This window comes from Dactylosporangium sucinum (assembly GCF_014647515.1).
Classification (GTDB): domain Bacteria; phylum Actinomycetota; class Actinomycetes; order Mycobacteriales; family Micromonosporaceae; genus Dactylosporangium; species Dactylosporangium sucinum.
Window position 1 is genome coordinate 1 of the sequence record NZ_BMPI01000037.1, and the last position, 16,359, is coordinate 16,359.

Here is a 16,359-nt window from a genome sequence, read left to right on the forward strand (position 1 = left end):
TCCGAGGGCACCGTGCGGTACCGCCGCTGCGCCTGCGGCACCCGCTGGATGGAGCTGACCCACGCGGTCCTCGCCGCGTCCAGCCGCCCCGTGCGACGCTGCTCGATGTGACGAGGGCCGGTCGCCCGGTTCCGCCGGGCGCCGGACCCGGGTGGGCCGGCGCCCGGCGGAAGCCGTCACTGCTCCAGGATCTCCCAGGCCTTCGGGACCCAGATCCAGTGGTCGTTCACGTACACCAGGCCCTCGTAGGCGCGGCCCGAGTCCTCGCCCGGCTCGGTGTACTTCCAGCGGTACACCGTGAGGCCGGGCTGCAGGTGCGCGCCGAGCTTCTCGTAGCCGCCGGGGAAGTCACGCTCAACGGCCGGGGTCCACTTGCGGATGTCCTCGGTCGTGGCCTGGTAGATCTTGAGGTCGGTCTGCGCGGCCGAGCCCGCCAGCTCGACCTTCTCGCCGTTCCACAGCTTCGTCTTGTAGAACGACTCCGCCTTCGACGCCAGGTCCTTCGTGAACACCGCGGCGTAGTCGGCGGCGGTCGGCTGGAGGGTCTTCACGGTCTCGGCGCCGTCGGCCGCGCGCAGGGCCTCCATCAGGGCCTTTGCGCCCGTCTCGCCCTTCGGGAACGCGGCGGCCTTCGAGGTCGCGGAGGCCGCCGGGGTGGGCGTGTCCGACGCGGGTTCGCTGCAAGCGGTCAGGGTCAGGCCGAGCAAGGCTATCGACAGCGCCAGGCGCTTCATGGGCGTGTGCTCCTTCGATGATCACGGAGCGCTCACCCTAGCCGCGGTCGTCAACCCGGCCATGAGCAGTGTTTCCGCAGGTCACGGGGCAGGTTGCCGGAATCCGGGGCGCGACCGGTCGCATTCCCGACAGGTTAGGCTACCCTAACTCCATGGCTCACCCGCTGGCCGAGACCGCCGATCGGCTCAACGCGCTCGACCCCTACGCGGGCTTCGACGTCCTGTCCGAGCCCGGGCCGGCGTGGGTGCCGCTCGATCGGTTCGTCGACGGCGGGCACGCGGACGCGCTCCTCGACCTGCTCGAACGGCGGCACGGGCGGCGCAACGTCGCCGGCAGCCTCCTCGGTGGGATCCTTGCCGAGGCCGTCGCCGGGTCCACCGTTGCCGCGCTGGTGCTCGACGACCGTTGCCCCGACCCCGCCGCCGACAACATCGTGCTGCGCATCCACGAGGAGGGGCACCTCGACCGGCGCGCCTTCCGCGGCGCCGCCGTCGCGGTGCGGGCCGCCGTCGACGACCTGGAGGACTGGTGGGCGGCCCGCGTCGTCGCGACCCTGACGCCGCTGTTCGAGGCGGTCCGCGCCCGCGCCCCGTTCGGGCTGCGGCTGCTGTGGGGCGCCGCCGCGGACGAGGCGGCCGGCACCGCCATCCGCGTCGCCCAGCTCGCCGGCCGCGACGCCGACCTGGCCTGGGAGCACGCGCAGCGCCTGGTCGACGCGCTGGCGGTGCATGCTCCGGTACCGCTGACGCGCGGTGCCCCGTTCCCCGTGGCCTGGCCGGGCGGCCGGCACCTCTTCCAGGTCCGCGGCACCTGCTGCCTCTACTACCGCAGCGCCCTGGAGAGCGGTGTCCGCGACGAGAGCTGCTGCAGCACCTGCCCGCTGCGCGACGACGGCTCCCGGCACCGCCTGCTGCGCGACTACCTCAGCTCGACCGCGGCCTGACGGCGGCCGGCGTCGTGCCGGTCCAGCCGCGGAACGCGCGGTAGAACGCTACGAACGCGCCTTCGCCACGGCAGTAGCGAACGACGCCAACCGGGTGGCGCATCCCGCCACGTCAGGCGGTCGCGGTCTGGGCGGTCCGGTAGGTGGCGTACGCCGACTCCAGGCGGTCCAGCTCGGAGCGGGTGCCGATCGCGGCGCGGTGCTCGGGGTTGACGGTGTAGTGGTGGACGGCCGTGGCGAGCAGGAGCGGGTCGATGGCGTAGGCGAGCAGGTTCACGGTCGCCCGCCGCGGGAGTCCGCCGGGCGTGCGGCGGGTCGGCGTCAGTGTCAGCGCCCAGCGGGTCAGCCGGACCGGGCCGCCGGGCGGCAGGCCGGTCCACGGCAGGTGCCGGCGGTGTAGGCCCGTGCGCAGCGTGACGCCGTCCGGGCTCAGCGTCACCGACGGGCCCGGCAGCACGAGCACCAGCAGCGCGATCACGACCAGCACGGCGGCCAGGCCGATGAGCACGGGCACCGCGCCGGGCAGGGTCGACAGGCGCATGCGGTCGGTGTCCGGCACCCGTTCCACCGGGATGAGGTTGCCCGCATGGGTCATGATCATGATGGTGAGCAGCCCGCGAAACACCGGGGACTCGGGCGCCACGAACGCCCGGCCGGACGGGGACAGCGCGAACGGCACCCGGGCGCGGCGCAGCGGCCGCGTCCACCACCAGTAGGCGGCGGCCGGGCCGGCGAAGGCGAGGACGAGCCCCGCCATGCCGGCCGCGAGCCCGAGCGCCACCGGCTCGACCCGGAACAGCAGCGGCTGGACCAGGAACTTGTCCACCGGGACCGCGGCCAGCGCGGCCAGCGCGACGATCCACTCCCGGCTCCGAGGCATGCGCAGACCGTAGGCGACAGACGCGCCTACGTCCACGAACAAGTCCAGCGCGCGGCGGGCCTCCGCCGTGTCGAAGCGGTCCAGGTCGCGCAGTGCCTCGCCGTGGCGGTCAGGCGCGGAGGGCGTCGGGGATCTGGGTCGGGCCGTTGTTGAAGCGGATCGTGCGGCCCACCGTGCCCGGGTCGCGCAGCGTCGCGGCGATCGCCGCCGCCACGTCCGCGCGGGTCACCGTGCCGTTGACCGCCCCCGCGTCGGCCGTCTCCAGGCCGCCCGCCGGCGGGCCGTCGGTCAGGCGGCTCGGGCCGAGGATCGTCCACGCCAAGGGTGAGCGGCGCAGGTGCTCGTCCGCCGCCGCCTTCGCCTCCGCGTACGGAAAGAAGGCGCTGTCCTGCGGCACGCCGTGGTCGGTGCGGGCGCCGAAGTACGACACCATCACGTACCGCTGGACGCCCGCCCGCGACGCCGCGTCCATCGAGCGGATCGCCGCGTCGCGGTCCACCGCGTAGGTGCGCGGCGGGTTGCCGCCGCCCGCGCCGGCCGACCAGACGATCGCGTCGTGCTCCGCCAGCAGCGCGGCGAGCTGCGAAACGTCCAGCCGCTCCACGTCGGCGACGAGGCTCCGGGCGCCCGTCGCGGCGACGTCGGCGGCGTGGTCCGGGTTGCGGTGGATCGCCGTCACCGTGTCGCCGGCCGCGACGAGCAGCGGCGCGAGCAGCAGCGCCACCTTGCCGTGCCCGCCGATCACCGCGATGCGCATCCCGCCACAGTACCGCCGCGCCGAACGGGGACCTTCCTTCGTTCCCCGGGCGCGGGTAGCGTCACCGTTCGTGAGCGTTGTCACACGTAACAACGTCAAGATCATCGGTAGCTCCGCCGAGCCGACGATGGTGTTCTCCCACGGGTTCGGCTGCGACCAGAGCATGTGGCGGTTCGTCGCGCCGCGCTTCGCGGACAGGCGCCGCGTGGTGCTCTTCGACCACGTCGGGGCCGGCAGCTCCGACCTGTCCGCCTGGTCGCCGCAGCGATACGCGTCGCTGCAGGGGTATGCCGACGATCTGCTGCAGCTGCTCGCCGAGCTCAACCTGCACGGGGTCGTCTTCGTGGGGCACTCGGTCAGCGCGATGATCGGGCTGCTGGCCGCGAACGCCGAGCCGGACCGCTTCTCGCACCTGGTGCTGGTCGGGCCGTCCCCGCGGTACATCGACGACGACGGCTACCGCGGCGGGTTCACCGCGACCGACATCGACGAGCTGCTGGAGTCGCTCGACAGCAACTACCTCGGCTGGTCCAGCGCGATGGCCCCGGTCGTCATGGGCAACGCCGACCGGCCCGAGCTCGGCGCCGAGCTGACCAACAGCTTCTGCCGCACCGACCCGGCGATCGCCCGGCAGTTCGCCGAGGTGACGTTCCGCTCCGACAACCGCGCCGACCTGGCGAAGGTCACCGTGCCGACGCTCGTGCTGCAGTGCACCGACGACGTCATCGCGCCGTTCGAGGTGGGCGCGTATGTCCACGAGCAGGTGCCCGGCAGCGAGCTCGTGGTGCTCGCCGCGACCGGCCACTGCCCCAACCTCAGCGCCCCGGACGAGACGTTCGCGGCCATCACCGCCTACCTGGAGCGCGGCTGACCGTGGGCGGGCCCCTGCCGGAGGAGAGCGCCGAGGAGCTGTACGAGAACGCTCCCTGCGGTTACCTGTCGCTGCTGCCGGACGGCACCGTCGTGCGGGTCAACCGCACGTTCCTGGAGTGGACCGGCCACCGGCGGGAGGAGCTGATCGGCCGGCGGATTCACGAGTTGTACAGCGTGGGCACGCGCATCTACCACGAGACGCACCTGTCCCCGCTGCTGCACATGCAGGGCGAGGTGCGGGAGATCGCCGCCGAGTTCCGCCGCGCCGACGGCAGCCGGCTGCCCGCGTTGGTCAACGCGGTGCTGCGCACCGACCCGGCGACCGGCGCGCACGTGGTGCGCATGACGGTGCTCGACGCGACCGACCGCCGCACGTATGAGCGGGAGCTGCTCGAGGCGCGCCGCCGTGCCGAGCGCAACCAGTCCCGGATCGCGGTGCTGCAGGACATGGTCGCCGAGTGCGCCGCGATCGAACGGGCCGACCAGATCGTCGCGCCGATCGTCCACGCCGGCAGCGCCGCGTTCGGCGCCACCGAGACCAGGGTGTGGCTGCTCATTCCGGGCGAGGCCGTGCTGCGCCGGGCCGGCGACGGCGAACCGGTCCGGCTGCCGCTCGACGACGCCGCGCCGGAGGCCCGCGCCGCCGCGCTCGGCGACGTCGTGCGGCACGAGGAGCAGTCCCGCCGGTTCCCGCTGCGCGTCGTCGCCCCGCTGCTCACCGACCAGCAGGTGCTCGGCGTGGTCTCGTTCGCGTTCGGCGCGCACCGGCCGGTCGCCGACGACGAGATCGAGCTGATGCGCACCGTCGGCCGGCAGGCCGGGCAGGCCCTCGACCGGGCCTACCTGCACGAGGAAGCGGTCCGCCGGGCGTGGCAGGCCGGGTTCCTGGCCGGCCTGAGCCGCCGCCTCGACGAGACCGCCGGCCTGGCCGAGCGGGCCCGGCGGCTGGTCGACCTGCTGGTGCCGGACGTCGCGCGGTACGCCCAGGTGGACCTCGACCTGGCGGGCGAGCCCGGCCTGCAGGTCGCCGGTCCGGGGGGCGGCGCGCCGGCCTGGGCGATCCCGCAGGACGTGCTCATGGCGGTCCAGGCGATGGGCCGCACCGGCGGCCCGGTGGCGCCGGTGCCGCTGCTGCCGCCGGACGGCCGCCGCGCCCTCGTCCTCCCGCTGCGCGCCCGCAACGCCGTCCTCGGCACGCTGCTGCTCGCCGCCTCGCCGGTCACCGACGCGGCCGGGCCGGACTTCCTCGTCGACCTCGCCGACCGCGCCGGGATGACGCTCGACAACGCCCGGCTCGCCGAGCGCGACCGGGAGGTCGCCCACACCATGCAACAGAGCCTGCTCATCCACCACTGGCCGGTCGACGCGCGGTTCCGGGTGGCGACCGTCTACCGCCCGGCGGTGCGGTCCATCGAGGTCGGCGGGGACTGGTACGACATCTTCGCCATCTCCCCGGAGCGTGTCGGCATCGTCGTCGGCGATGTCGTGGGCCGCGGCCTGCAGGCCGCGAGCGCGATGGGCCAGCTGCGCAGCGCCGTGCGGGCGCTCGCGTCCACGCAGGGCGGCCCGGCCGAGGTGCTGCGGCACATGGACGAGTTCGTCACCACCTTCGAGGGCGGCCAGATGACCACGCTCGCCTACGCCGAGCTGGCGCTGGACAGCGGGCAGCTGCGGTACTCCTGCGCGGGACATCCGCCGCCGCTGCTGCTGCAGCCGGGTGCGGAGCCCGGCTTCCTGTGGGACGCGCGCTCCGGGCCGATCGGCACCACCGCCGGCCGGCGCCTGCGCAGCGAGGCCGCGCTCACCGTGGCGCGCGGGTCGCGCCTGTTGCTCTACACCGACGGGCTGGTCGAGCGGCGCGGCGAGCGCATCCAGGACGGGCTGGACCGGCTGGCCGCGCTGGCCGGCGAGCACCGCGACGCGCCGCTGGACACGCTCACCCAGCAGGTGGGCGACGCGTTGGTACCGTCGGAGGGCGGCCACGACGACATGTGCCTGCTCGCCGTGGAGTTCCACGACGCCGCGCGCTTCCGCGCCGACGTGCCCGCGAGGATGCCCGAGCTGTCCGGCATGCGCGGCGAGCTCGACCGGTGGCTCGCCGGGCAGGGCGTCGAGGAGTACGAGCGGTTCCGCATCGTCCTCGCCGCGTCCGAGGCCGTCGCCAACGCCATCGCCCACGCCTACGACCACGACGCCGGCCGGCACGTGGCCGTCACGGCCTCCGTGTACGCCGGCGCGGTGACCGTCCGGGTCGCCGACACCGGCCGGTGGCGCCCGCCGCGCACCACCGCCGAGCGGGGCCACGGAATGGTGCTCATCGGCCGCATGATGGACGAGCTGGTGATCGACCGCGGCACGAGCGGCACGACGGTCCTCATGCGCAGGCGGATCGGGGGGATGTCGTGACGGGCGTTCCGCAACGGCAGGTTCGGGTGTACAGCGACCGCGGCTGCGAGGTCGTCCAGCTGCTCGGCGAGATCGATAACGCGAGCGCCGGGCTCGTCGAGCGCGACGTGCTCCTGAGCGTCCGCGCGGCCACCGGCGTCGTCGTCGACCTGACCCCGACGACGTTCCTCGACAGCGCCGGCCTGCGCTGCCTCGACCGGCTCGTCACCGCCTTCACCAACCGCGGCGCGCCGGTGCGCATCGCCGCCCCGCCGGACGGCATGGTGCGGTTCACCCTGGACCTCGTCGGCATGCTGCCCGACCTGCTCGCCGAGAACGTGGACGAGGCCCTGGACGAGATGACGGGCTGAGCGGTCCTACCCTGGCAGTCGTGACCCCCACCGCCGAGCCCCGCCGCCGGGACGCGGCCGCCACCCGGCTGTTGCTGCTGCGCGCGGCCCGCCGCCGGTTCGCGGGCACGGGCTACGCCGCCACGACGGTGCGTGAGGTCGCCGACGACGCCGGGGTCAACGTGGCCCTCATCAGCCGGTACTTCGAGTCGAAGGAGGGCCTGTTCGCGGCCTGCCTGGCCGACGCGGTCGCGGAGCTGCGCCGCACGACCGGCGAGATCACCTTCGCGGAGCTCCCGGAGGCGATCGCGGCCCGGGTCGCCGACGCCGGCCCCGACGGGCGCCCGAGCGAGGTGCTCATGCTGCTGCTGCGCTCCTCCGGCGACGAGCGCGCCGACGCCATCCGCCGCCGGGTGCTGCGCTCCTACGCCGAGCGCCTGGTCGCCGCGGCCGGCGGCGACCAGGGCGACGACGACGCCGTGCTGCGTGCCGAGCTGCTCCTGGCCGCCTCGATGGGTGTGGTGCTGTTCCGTTCCTCGGGCCTGGAACCGCTCGCCGCGGCCGGCCCGGCGGACCTCGTCGGCCCGCTGCGTGCCCTGGTCGGCGCGCTGCTCACCCCGCGGAGCGCCGGATGAGCCAGCCGAAGACCGTCGTCGTGGTGGGCGGCACCGGCTTCTACGGCCGGTACCTGGTCGCCGACGTGCTGCGGTACACCGGCGCGGACGTGGTCGTCGTCGCGCGGCGGCCGGCCCGGCCGGCGTTCGCCGACCCGCGGGTCCGCGTGGTGCGGGCCGACCACGCGGACGCGGCCGCGCTGCGGCGCATCGTGACGGACGCGGCGGCGCTCGTGCACTGCGCCGGGCCGTATCAGACGCTGCCCCTCGGCCCGGCGATCGCCGCGATCGACGCCGGCGTGCCCTACGTGGACCTCGCCGAGGACGGGCCGTTCCGGGCGGCGGTGCTGCAGCGGGCGGCGACCGCGACCGCTCCGGTGCTCACCGGGGCGTCGGTCGTGCCGGCCCTGCAGGTGATCGCCGTGCAGGACCTCGCCGAGGGGCTCGACCGGGTCGACGAGATCCGGTGCGCCGCCGCGCCGGACACCCGGCGGCACCGGGGCCCGGCGATGTTCGAGGCGATGCTGCGCGGCGTCGGCGTGCCGTTCGAGGCGCCGCGCGGCGGGCGGCCGGTGCGGGTGCACGGCTGGTCGGAGGGGGAGTGGGTACGCTTCCCGCCGCCGGTCGGCCGCCGGCTGGTCCACCAGGTGTACGCGATGGCCGACCTGACCGTGCTCGCCGAGCGGTTCGGGGCCGGCACGATCAGCTTCAAGGCCGGCACCGAGCACGCCTGGCTCAACCGCCTGCTCGCCGCCGCCGCCACCGTCCGGGCGCGCACCGGCCGGCCGCGGCGCGCGGAGCTCGGCACGCCGGCGGTCCGCGCCATGTCGTGGCTCGCCGGGCGGTTCGGCGACGAGGCGGGCGGCTTCCTGGTCGAGGTGGCCGGCCGCCGCGCCGGCCACCCGGTGCGCCGCGCGCTCGGGATGACCGCGGCCCGCGACGGCGGCCGGATGCCGTCGCTGCCGGCCGGCATCGCGGTCGAGGAGATCCTGGCCGGCCGGCTGTCGGCACCGGGTGCGGCGCCGCTCGACGCCTGGCTGCCGCCGTCGCGGGCCTGGGCGGCGCTGGCCGCCCGCGGCATCGACCTGTGGCGCGACGAGGCCTACCCGACCGCTTGGCGGCCCGCCGGGCCGGCGCGGTGAGGCGTCACTGGTAGGCGTCGGGCACGCCGTCGCCGTCCGCGTCCGTCTCTTCCTCCTCGGTGAGGCGGCGATAGTGGCGGTTGCGGGCCCGCAGCACCACCGCGGCCAGCAGCGCGGCGACCAGCGAGCCGCCCAGGATGCCGACCTTCGCCGCGGAGTCGCCGGGCGAGCCGGCGCCGAAGGCCAGCTCGGAGACCAGCAGCGAGACCGTGAAGCCGACGCCCCCGAGCAGGGCGAGGCCGATCACGTCCAGCCAGGCCAGGCCCTCGGCCAGCCGGGCCCGGGTCAGCCGGACCACGAGCCAGGTCGTGCCGGCCACGCCGACTGTCTTGCCCAGCACCAGGCCGGCCGCCACGCCGACCGTGATCGGGCCGGCGAGGCCGAGGGACGAGCCGGTGACGGTGACGCCCGCGGCGAAGAACGCGAACACCGGCACGGCCACCCCGGCCGACAGCGGGCGGAGCCGGTGCTCGAACCGCCCGGAGGTGGCGGTGGGCACCGTGAACGCCAGCAGGACGCCGGCCACCGTGGCGTGGATGCCGGAGGCGTGGACGAGCGCCCAGGTCGCGACGGCGAGCGGCACCAGCAGCCAGGGTGACGTCCGCCCGCGCTGGGCCAGCCAGGCGAACCCGGCCAGCGGCAGCAGCGCGAGCACCAGCGGCAGCCAGGCCAGCGAGGCGGAGAAGACGACCGCGATGACGACGATGGCCAGCAGGTCGTCGACGACCGCGAGGGTGAGCAGGAACGTGCGCAGGGAGGCCGGCAGGTGCGTGTTGATCACACCGAGGACGGCGAGGGCGAACGCGATGTCGGTGGCGATCGGCACCGCCCAGCCGGCGGGCGCGCCGTCCGGGACGGTGACGTTGATCGCGGTGTACACCAGGGCGGGCACCACCATGCCGCCGACCGCGGCGGCCACCGGCAGCAGCGCCCGCCGCGGGTCGCGCAGGTCACCGGCGACGAACTCGCGCTTGAGCTCCAGCCCGGCGACGAAGAAGAACACGGCGAGCAGGCCGTCGGCGGCCCACTCGGAGAGCGTCAGGTCCAGATGCAACGCGGACGGCCCGAGGCGCACCTCGGACAACGCGTGGTAGGCGCCGGCCCACGGCGAGTTGGCCCACCCCAGCGCGGCCGCCGCGGCCACCAGCAGGAGCAGGCCGCCGATGGTCTCGGTGCGCAGCACGTCCGCGATCCGCCGGACCTCGGCCCACGTGCCACGCTCGAACGGACGGGACAACGGCGACCTCCGGCTGGGCACGGCAACATGACCGCCGACCAGCCTTCCCGGCACACCGCCCCGAACCCTACCCGATGTGGCGGCTCCCGCACGGCGCGGCCGCCACCCGGCGAACGGCCCGGTCCCTCCCGGGTGATGATCATTGGTAGCATCGGGCCGCATGTGGCGGACCGGTGAGACCATCCTCGATCTCTACGAGGTGCTCGACGTCATCCGCAGCGGTGGCATGGGCCTGGTGTACCGGGTGCGCCACCACGGCTGGGGCGTCGACCTCGCCGTGAAGACCCCCCGCCCCGGCTTGGTCGACACCGCCGACGGCCGGGAGCTGTTCCAGGCCGAGGCCGAGTCGTGGGTCGCGCTCGGCGTCCACCCGCACATCGTCAACTGCGCCTACGTGCGCCGCGTCGGCGACGTCCCGGCCGTCTTCGCCGAGTGGGTCGACGGCGGCAGCCTGTCCGGGCTCGTGCGCGACGGCAGCCTCTACTCCGGGACCCGGGCCGACGGGCAGCGCCGCGCCCTCGACGTCGCCGTGCAGGGCGCCTGGGGGCTCGCCCACGCCCACGCGCACGACCTCGTCCACCAGGACGTCAAGCCGGCCAACGTCATGCTCACCGCCGACGGCACCGCCAAGGTCACCGACTTCGGGCTGGCCAAGGCCCGGGCCGCGGCCGGGGAGCGGCCGGCCGACGCGCCACCGGAGGCGAGTGTCCTGGTGACGTACGGCGGGATGACCCCGGCCTACTGCTCACCCGAGCAGGCGTCCGGCGGGCGGGTGCGGCTGTCCCGCGCGACCGACGTCTGGTCGTGGGGCCTCAGCGTGCTGGAGCTGTTCGCCGGCCGGCTCGTCACGCGGGTCGGCGCCGTCGCCGGCGAGGCGTTCGAGGAGATCCTCGCCGACGGGGGCCGCGACCTCGCACTGCCGCTGCCCGACGGGCTCGTGCCGCTGCTGCGGGAGTGCTTCCGGCCCGACCCGGCGGCCCGCCCGCGGATGGCCGAGCTGGCCGACCGCCTCGCGGCCGTCTACGCGGACACGACCGGCGAACGGTACCCGCGCACGCCGCCCGCCGAGGCCGCCCTGCGCGCCGACGGGCTGTCGAACCGGGCCCTGTCCATGCTCGACCTCGGCCACGCGGCGGCGGCCGAGGAGCTGTGGGAGCAGGCGCTGCGGGCCGACCCGCACCACGTCCACACCGTGCACAACCGCGGCCTGTACCGCTGGCGTGCCGGCCGGATCGCCGACACGAAGCTGCTCGCCGAGCTGGCGGAGGCCGGCGCCGCGGAGTCGGTCGCGCTGGTCGAGCGCGAGCGCGGCGAGTCCGGCGCGAGCGCGACCCTGCGCGGCCACCAGACGGTGTCGGCCGTGGCGATCAGCCGCGACGGCCGGTTCGCGGCCACCGGCGGCGCCGAGCACAGCTCCCCGCCGCCGCCGGGCAGCGAGGGCGGCGCGGTCCGCGTGTGGGACATCGACGGCGAGCGCTCGGTGTTCCTGCCCGGGCACCCGCGGCGGTCCAACGCGCTCGCGTTCAGCGGCGACGCGCGCCTGCTCGCCTCGGCCGGCGACGACCGCCTGGTCCTGGTCTGGGGCCTCGCCGCCGGCACGCCCCGGCACCGGCTGGAGCACCCGAGCGAGCCGCGTTCGGTCGCGCTCACCGCCGACGGCGGGCTGCTCGTGTCGACCACCATGGGCGGCGGCGTGTACCTCTGGTCGACCGCCGACGGCCGGCTCGTGCACCGCCTGCAGCAGGAGGGGTCGCGGCAGTACGAGCGCGGCACGGCCACCTTCAGCGCCGACGACCGGCACGTCGTGGCCTGGTCGCCGAGCCAGGCCCGGCTGCGCGTGTGGGAGGCCGCCAGCGGGATGCTGGTGCGCTCCGGCCCGCTGCCCAGCCGGTCGACCGCACTGCTCACGCCCGGCGCGGCGATCGTCGTGGCCGCCGGGGAGATGACGGACGTCGACCCGGTCTCCGGCGCGATCCGGCGCACCTGGCCCCGCCCGGCGGGGTGGCCGGCCGTCGCCGAGCTCGCCGCCCTCGACGCCGCCGGCCGCTGGCTGCTGCACCCGGTCGGGGACACCGTCGAGGTCTGGGACCTGGCCGCCGGCCGCTGCCTGCGCACGCTCAGCGGCCACGACAAGCCCGTGCAGGGCGCCGCGCTCGACGCCGCGGGCCGCCTCGCGATCTCCGGAGGGTGGGACGGCACCGCGCGGCTGTGGCGCCTCACCAGCCCCGGACCGCCGGCGCCCTGGAGCTACGCGCGACCCCGCGACGCCGCAGAGCTGCACCACGCCGCCGACCGGGCCGGCGCGCTGCTGGACCGGGCCGACGCCGCCGTCGCCGCCCGCGACCTCGCCGGCGCCGCCGACGCGCTGCGGGCCGCCCGCGCGGTGCCCGGCCACGAGCGCGACCGGCGCGTCGTCGACCGGTGGGCCGCCCTCGCGGCCACCTCGGAGGCCGCGCCCCGCACCGGGCTGCTCGGCGCCTGGCCGGTCCGGACGCTGCCGAAGACCGGCGAGACGGTGCTCAGCCCCGACGGCCGGCTCGCCGTGCTGCGCACCGGGCACAGCCTGCCGCCGACGGTCGTCGAGCTGGCGACCGGCGAACCGCGGTACACGATCGGCGGCCACGGCGACGCGGTCACCGGGCTGGAGTTCACGCCCGATGCCCGGACCATGGTCACCTCCTGCGACGACCAGCTCGTGCGGGTGCTCGACGCCGCCACGGGCGAGTGCCGGCACGTCCTCAAGGGCCACCGCGCGAAGGTGTCGTCGGTCGCGGTCGGCGCCGACGGGCGGCACGCGGTCACCGCCGGCGCCGACGGCACGCTGCGGCTGTGGGACATCGTCCGCGGCCGGCAGGTGAAGGTGCTGCAGCCCCATCCCGGATACGTGTACGCGGTGGCGCTGCCCGGCCCCGGCCGGATCGCCCTGGCCAAGCGCACCGGCGGCGACGTGTGCGTCCTCGACACCGCGACCGGCCAGTGCCGGCTGGCGATGCCCGGCCGGTCGACCGGACCGCGGTCGGTGGCGGTCACCCCCGACGGCCGGGCCGGCTTCGCGCCGAGCCTGCAGGGCAGCTCGCTGTGGCGCATCGACCTGTCCAGCGGCGAGCTGGGGCTGATGACCGGCCACAGCGGCGGGATCGTCGCGGTCGCCGCCGCCGGGGACGTCGTGCTGTCCGCCGCCGACGACGGCACCGTGCGGGTCTGGGACGCCGGCTCGGGCGAGTGCCGGCAGGTGCTCACCGGGCACACGGCGAAGGTCACGTCGGTCGCGCCGACGGCGGACGGGTGGTTCGCGCTGTCGGGCTCGGTGGACGGTACCGTCCGCGCCTGGGACCTGCGGTCGGGCCGATGCCTGCAGGTCCTGCAGGGTCCGCCCGGCACGTTCGTCGACGTCTGGCTCAGCGCCGACGCCCGCACGGCCCTGGCCACGTCCCGCGACGACGACTCCCGCGTGTGGGAGCTCGACTGGGACCGCGACTTCTCCTCCGCCGTACCGCTGGTGGAGGCTCCCGAGCACGGCGGCCGCTCCTGGCTCGCCGTCCGACTGCAGCGGAAAGGGAAAGCATGATCCTCGCCTGTTCCGGATGGGGCTGCAACCGGCTCATCTCCGTGTCCAGCGTGCCCGGCGGCAACCCGGTCGCCCGGGCCGACCCGGAGCACTACGCGATGCAGTTCCAGATCTGCCCGGACTGCCACAAGAACTTCTGCGACCGGTGCGTGCCGAAGGGCCGCCTGTTCTCGGCCGCGCGCTGCCGCGACTGCGGCGGCAAGCTCGTCGACGGCGCCCAGCGCACGAAGGTGCTCGCCCAGCCGAAGGCGGCGGTCGTCCAGCTCGACGCCAAGGGCTACGACCAGGCCGTCGACGGCGACATGAGCGGAGCCCTGGCCACGTTCGAGGAGGTCGTGCGGCAGCGCCCGGAGTTCGCCGCCGCCCACTTCCACCGCGCTCTGGCCCTGCGCAACCTCGGCCGCCCGGCCGACGCGATCGGCGCCCTGGAGCGCGTCGTCCAGCTCGACCCGGGCTACGCCCAGGCGCTGTTCGACATCGGCGGCATCCACCGCTCCGCGAACGACCTGGCCGCGGCGGTGGTGGCGTACGACCGCGCGCTCGCGGTCAACCCGCGGTACGTGAGCGCCCTGGTGAACAAGGCGATCTCGCTGAGCGACGGCGGCCGCCCGGAGGAGGCGGTCCGGGCCGCCGACGAGGCGATCCGGGTGGTGGAGTCCGGCGAGACGCCGGACGACGTGCCGAACGCGCGCGCCTACGCGTACGGCGCGAAGGCCGCGGCCCTGCTCACCCTGGGCCGCTGGCAGGAGTCCCTGGACGCGGTGGACGTGGCCATCGACGACGGCCCGGACGACTACGACAACTACAAGAACCGCGCGCTCGCCCTGGAGCAGCTGGGGCGCCTGGAGGAGTCCCGCCACGCGGCCTCGATCGCCGCGGGCCTGCGCCGCTGACGACCGCCCGGGAGCGGGCGCCCGGTGACCAGCAGTGGCGGGTCATCGACGCCCTCGCGGCCGTGGCCGCCGACCTGGGCCGCCCGATGGCGCAGGTGGCGGTGAACTGGGCGGCGAACCGGCCCGGCATCGGCGCGGTGATCGTCGGCGCCAGCAGCCCGGCGCAGCTGGACACCAACCTCGGGGCGCTCGGCTTCGACCTGCCGCCCGAGGCCCGGCAGCGCCTGGACGAGGCGAGCGACCCGGCCGTGAACCCGCCGTACTCGATGTTCACCCCCCGGTACCAGAGCCGGATCGTGAGCCCCGGGCTCTCCGTCGGCGACAAGCCGGCCGGCTACGCCCCGCCGCTGGTCAACCGGGCCTGAGCGAGCCACGCCCGCGCCCGGCGCTCCGACGCGCGCGACAGCCAGGCGTCCTGGACGACCTCGGCCACCTCGGCCCGGGTCAGCTCGCCGAGCCGGCAGGCCCGCACCAGCACCGACGGGTGGCCGTCGAAGTGCGCGGTGGTGAAGAACGGCGAACCCTCGTCCTGCACCAGGGCGAGCTTGTCGGCCTCGGACTCGACCCAGAAGACGATCACGTCCGGATACCGCTCGCCGGTCACCGGGTCGGCCGCGTCGGGCCGCGGGTTGCGGAAGAAGACGAAGGACTTCCCGCCCACCTGGTACACCGGGTTTCCGCCGCTGCCGTGGGTCACCGTCACGTGCGGCATCCCGAGCGCCACCTCGTGCACGTCGTCCACGGTCGCGGGCCGGCTGACGTCCTCGGCCATGCCGACGAGTCTGCCAGGTTCGGCGGGTGCTGTCCGGTCCGCGACCGTGCGACGAGGCGCTATCCGCTCATGACGACGCTGTCGGTGGCGAGGTGGTCGGTGCGTTGCAGGATGAGGTTGCGCAGCTGCTCGGCGTCGCCGGCGGTCTGCTGCGCGTCGTAGCCGTCGACGGTCGAGAGGACCTTGGTGATGGCGTCGAGGGTGTTCAGGGCGTCGGCGCCGGCGTAGATCTTGCGGTACAGCTCCCGGTAGGCGTCCTCGTAGGCCGGCTTGAACGCGGCGCTGGCCAGGAAGCGTTCCTTGAGCTTGTGCCCGCCCATCCCGCCGAAGCCGCCGCGCGCCCGCATGGCGTCGGGCAGTTGCATGCCGGCCGGTGGCTGGAGGTCCTGCGGTGCGCCACCGTTGCCCGGGAGGCGGCCGCCGCCCATGGAGGTGCTGTCGTGCGGGCCCTGGGTGGCGCTGCCGGAGAACGCGAGGTTGTAGTCCCAGCCGACGACGGTGAACCGCCTGGTCGTCAGGTCGTACCAGAGGTAGTAGTTGCGGCCGGGCCCGGCCATGTCGTCGAAGTTCAGCAGCAGGTTCTGGACCGCGAGGTAGCGCGCGAACGCCTGGATGTCGACGTGGTCGGCGAGATGCTTGTCGAAGTCGCTGTCGCTGCTGGTGTTGACCCATCGGACCAGGTCGATGACGGGCTGGAGGTCCTGGCTGCCCTTCTTGGTGATCTGCTTGAAGTCGTCGGCGTACTCGGTCGGGTCGTCGCCCTGGTCGGTGAACTGGCTGGTGGCCAGGCTCTTGTAGAGCACGCCGGAGCCGCCGAGCGTGCCGGCGAACTGCTCGTCGGGGTGCTCGACGACGAGCCGGGCGGTGGTCGGCCGGTCGTTGACGGTGAAGCTGGTGTAGGCGTACCGCTGGGCGGTCTGCCCGGCCGCGGCCAGCACGTCGAGCGAGACGGCCTCGTTGAGCACGGTGCTGCCGCCGCCCATGCCGGCCACGCGCACGGCGATCTCGCGGTGGCCCTGGTAGCGGCGGCCGTCGACGAACTCGTCGAAGCGGATCAGCCAGGGCAGGGTCTCGGGCTCCTCGGTCTTGAGCGAGGCCCGGCCGAACCCGCCACCGGGACCGCCGCCCGGTCCGCCACCTTGCGCGCCGCCCGGTCCGGCGTCGCCGGGTGCGCCGGGGAATCCGCCGCCGGGGAAGCCACCGGCGGGGG

General features: G+C 75.3%; 15 protein-coding genes. 9 read left to right on the forward strand and 6 right to left on the reverse strand.

Annotated features, from left to right (window positions below):
• Window positions 1-176: 176 nt before the first annotated feature.
• Window positions 177-734, reverse strand: a complete 558-nt coding sequence (locus IEZ31_RS32490) for a hypothetical protein (protein ID WP_190253864.1) — start codon at window positions 732-734, stop codon at window positions 177-179.
• 152 nt (window positions 735-886) lie between these two features.
• Between IEZ31_RS32490 and IEZ31_RS32495 the strand changes: the two genes are divergently transcribed.
• Complete coding sequence (locus IEZ31_RS32495) at window positions 887-1,678, forward strand: (2Fe-2S)-binding protein (protein ID WP_190253865.1); 792 nt, start codon at window positions 887-889, stop codon at window positions 1,676-1,678.
• A 112-nt stretch (window positions 1,679-1,790) separates the two neighbouring features.
• Here IEZ31_RS32495 and IEZ31_RS32500 read toward each other — a convergent pair whose 3' ends face one another.
• On the reverse strand, window positions 1,791-2,558 hold the full coding sequence (locus IEZ31_RS32500) for a hypothetical protein (protein WP_190253866.1): 768 nt from the start codon (window positions 2,556-2,558) through the stop codon (window positions 1,791-1,793).
• Between the two features lie 109 nt (window positions 2,559-2,667).
• Window positions 2,668-3,315 carry an NAD(P)H-binding protein gene (locus tag IEZ31_RS32505; protein ID WP_190253867.1) on the reverse strand — a complete coding sequence of 216 codons (648 nt, stop codon included), beginning with the start codon at window positions 3,313-3,315 and terminating at the stop codon, window positions 2,668-2,670.
• A gap of 70 nt (window positions 3,316-3,385) precedes the next feature.
• Between IEZ31_RS32505 and IEZ31_RS32510 the strand changes: the two genes are divergently transcribed.
• From IEZ31_RS32510 to IEZ31_RS32530, 5 genes are read left to right on the forward strand one after another with little or no spacing between them, the layout of a single operon-like run.
• Complete coding sequence (locus IEZ31_RS32510) at window positions 3,386-4,186, forward strand: alpha/beta fold hydrolase (protein WP_308429454.1); 801 nt, start codon at window positions 3,386-3,388, stop codon at window positions 4,184-4,186.
• Between the two features lie 2 nt (window positions 4,187-4,188).
• Window positions 4,189-6,594, forward strand: a complete 2,406-nt coding sequence (locus tag IEZ31_RS32515) for a SpoIIE family protein phosphatase (RefSeq protein WP_190253868.1) — start codon at window positions 4,189-4,191, stop codon at window positions 6,592-6,594.
• Complete coding sequence (locus IEZ31_RS32520) at window positions 6,591-6,944, forward strand: STAS domain-containing protein (protein ID WP_190253869.1); 354 nt, start codon at window positions 6,591-6,593, stop codon at window positions 6,942-6,944. Before IEZ31_RS32515 ends, IEZ31_RS32520 begins: the two co-directional genes overlap by 4 nt.
• Window positions 6,945-6,964: 20 nt before the next feature.
• Complete coding sequence (locus IEZ31_RS32525) at window positions 6,965-7,558, forward strand: TetR/AcrR family transcriptional regulator (RefSeq protein WP_229836031.1); 594 nt, start codon at window positions 6,965-6,967, stop codon at window positions 7,556-7,558.
• Window positions 7,555-8,679: a saccharopine dehydrogenase family protein gene (locus IEZ31_RS32530; protein ID WP_190253870.1), complete on the forward strand. Its 1,125-nt coding sequence runs from the start codon at window positions 7,555-7,557 to the stop codon at window positions 8,677-8,679. Before IEZ31_RS32525 ends, IEZ31_RS32530 begins: the two co-directional genes overlap by 4 nt.
• Window positions 8,680-8,683: 4 nt before the next feature.
• Here the strand turns inward: IEZ31_RS32530 and nhaA are convergent, their stop codons facing one another.
• Window positions 8,684-9,937: a Na+/H+ antiporter NhaA gene (gene nhaA / locus IEZ31_RS32535; RefSeq protein ID WP_373294730.1), complete on the reverse strand. Its 1,254-nt coding sequence runs from the start codon at window positions 9,935-9,937 to the stop codon at window positions 8,684-8,686.
• Window positions 9,938-10,076: 139 nt separating this feature from the next.
• Here nhaA and IEZ31_RS32540 point away from each other — a divergent pair, with 139 nt between their 5' ends.
• From IEZ31_RS32540 to IEZ31_RS32550, 3 genes are read left to right on the forward strand one after another with little or no spacing between them, the layout of a single operon-like run.
• Window positions 10,077-13,484 carry a WD40 repeat domain-containing serine/threonine protein kinase gene (locus IEZ31_RS32540; protein ID WP_190253872.1) on the forward strand — a complete coding sequence of 1,136 codons (3,408 nt, stop codon included), beginning with the start codon at window positions 10,077-10,079 and terminating at the stop codon, window positions 13,482-13,484.
• Window positions 13,481-14,377, forward strand: coding sequence for a tetratricopeptide repeat protein (locus IEZ31_RS32545; RefSeq protein WP_190253873.1), 897 nt, complete (start codon window positions 13,481-13,483; stop codon window positions 14,375-14,377). Before IEZ31_RS32540 ends, IEZ31_RS32545 begins: the two co-directional genes overlap by 4 nt.
• A complete protein-coding gene (locus tag IEZ31_RS32550) occupies window positions 14,374-14,742 on the forward strand; it encodes an aldo/keto reductase (protein ID WP_268241705.1) in 369 nt (122 codons plus the stop codon). Before IEZ31_RS32545 ends, IEZ31_RS32550 begins: the two co-directional genes overlap by 4 nt.
• Here IEZ31_RS32550 and IEZ31_RS32555 read toward each other — a convergent pair.
• Together IEZ31_RS32555 and IEZ31_RS32560 are read right to left on the reverse strand one after the other, a co-directional pair.
• Window positions 14,712-15,149 (reverse strand): MmcQ/YjbR family DNA-binding protein, encoded by a 438-nt coding sequence (locus IEZ31_RS32555; RefSeq protein WP_190253874.1) that lies wholly within the window; start codon window positions 15,147-15,149, stop codon window positions 14,712-14,714. The genes IEZ31_RS32550 and IEZ31_RS32555 overlap by 31 nt on opposite strands.
• 59 nt (window positions 15,150-15,208) lie before the next feature.
• Window positions 15,209-16,359, reverse strand: a 1,151-nt coding sequence (locus IEZ31_RS32560) for a CotH kinase family protein (protein ID WP_229836033.1), incomplete at its 5' end; no start/stop codon positions are given.

Coding starts and splice junctions, on each gene's coding strand:
- IEZ31_RS32490 (WP_190253864.1), bottom strand. CDS start 734: ATGAAGCGCCTGGCGCTGTCGATAGCCTTGCTCGGCCTGACCCTGACC.
- IEZ31_RS32495 (WP_190253865.1), top strand. CDS start 887: ATGGCTCACCCGCTGGCCGAGACCGCCGATCGGCTCAACGCGCTCGAC.
- IEZ31_RS32500 (WP_190253866.1), bottom strand. CDS start 2,558: ATGCCTCGGAGCCGGGAGTGGATCGTCGCGCTGGCCGCGCTGGCCGCG.
- IEZ31_RS32505 (WP_190253867.1), bottom strand. CDS start 3,315: ATGCGCATCGCGGTGATCGGCGGGCACGGCAAGGTGGCGCTGCTGCTC.
- IEZ31_RS32530 (WP_190253870.1), top strand. CDS start 7,555: ATGAGCCAGCCGAAGACCGTCGTCGTGGTGGGCGGCACCGGCTTCTAC.
- IEZ31_RS32540 (WP_190253872.1), top strand. CDS start 10,077: ATGTGGCGGACCGGTGAGACCATCCTCGATCTCTACGAGGTGCTCGAC.
- IEZ31_RS32545 (WP_190253873.1), top strand. CDS start 13,481: ATGATCCTCGCCTGTTCCGGATGGGGCTGCAACCGGCTCATCTCCGTG.
- IEZ31_RS32555 (WP_190253874.1), bottom strand. CDS start 15,149: ATGGCCGAGGACGTCAGCCGGCCCGCGACCGTGGACGACGTGCACGAG.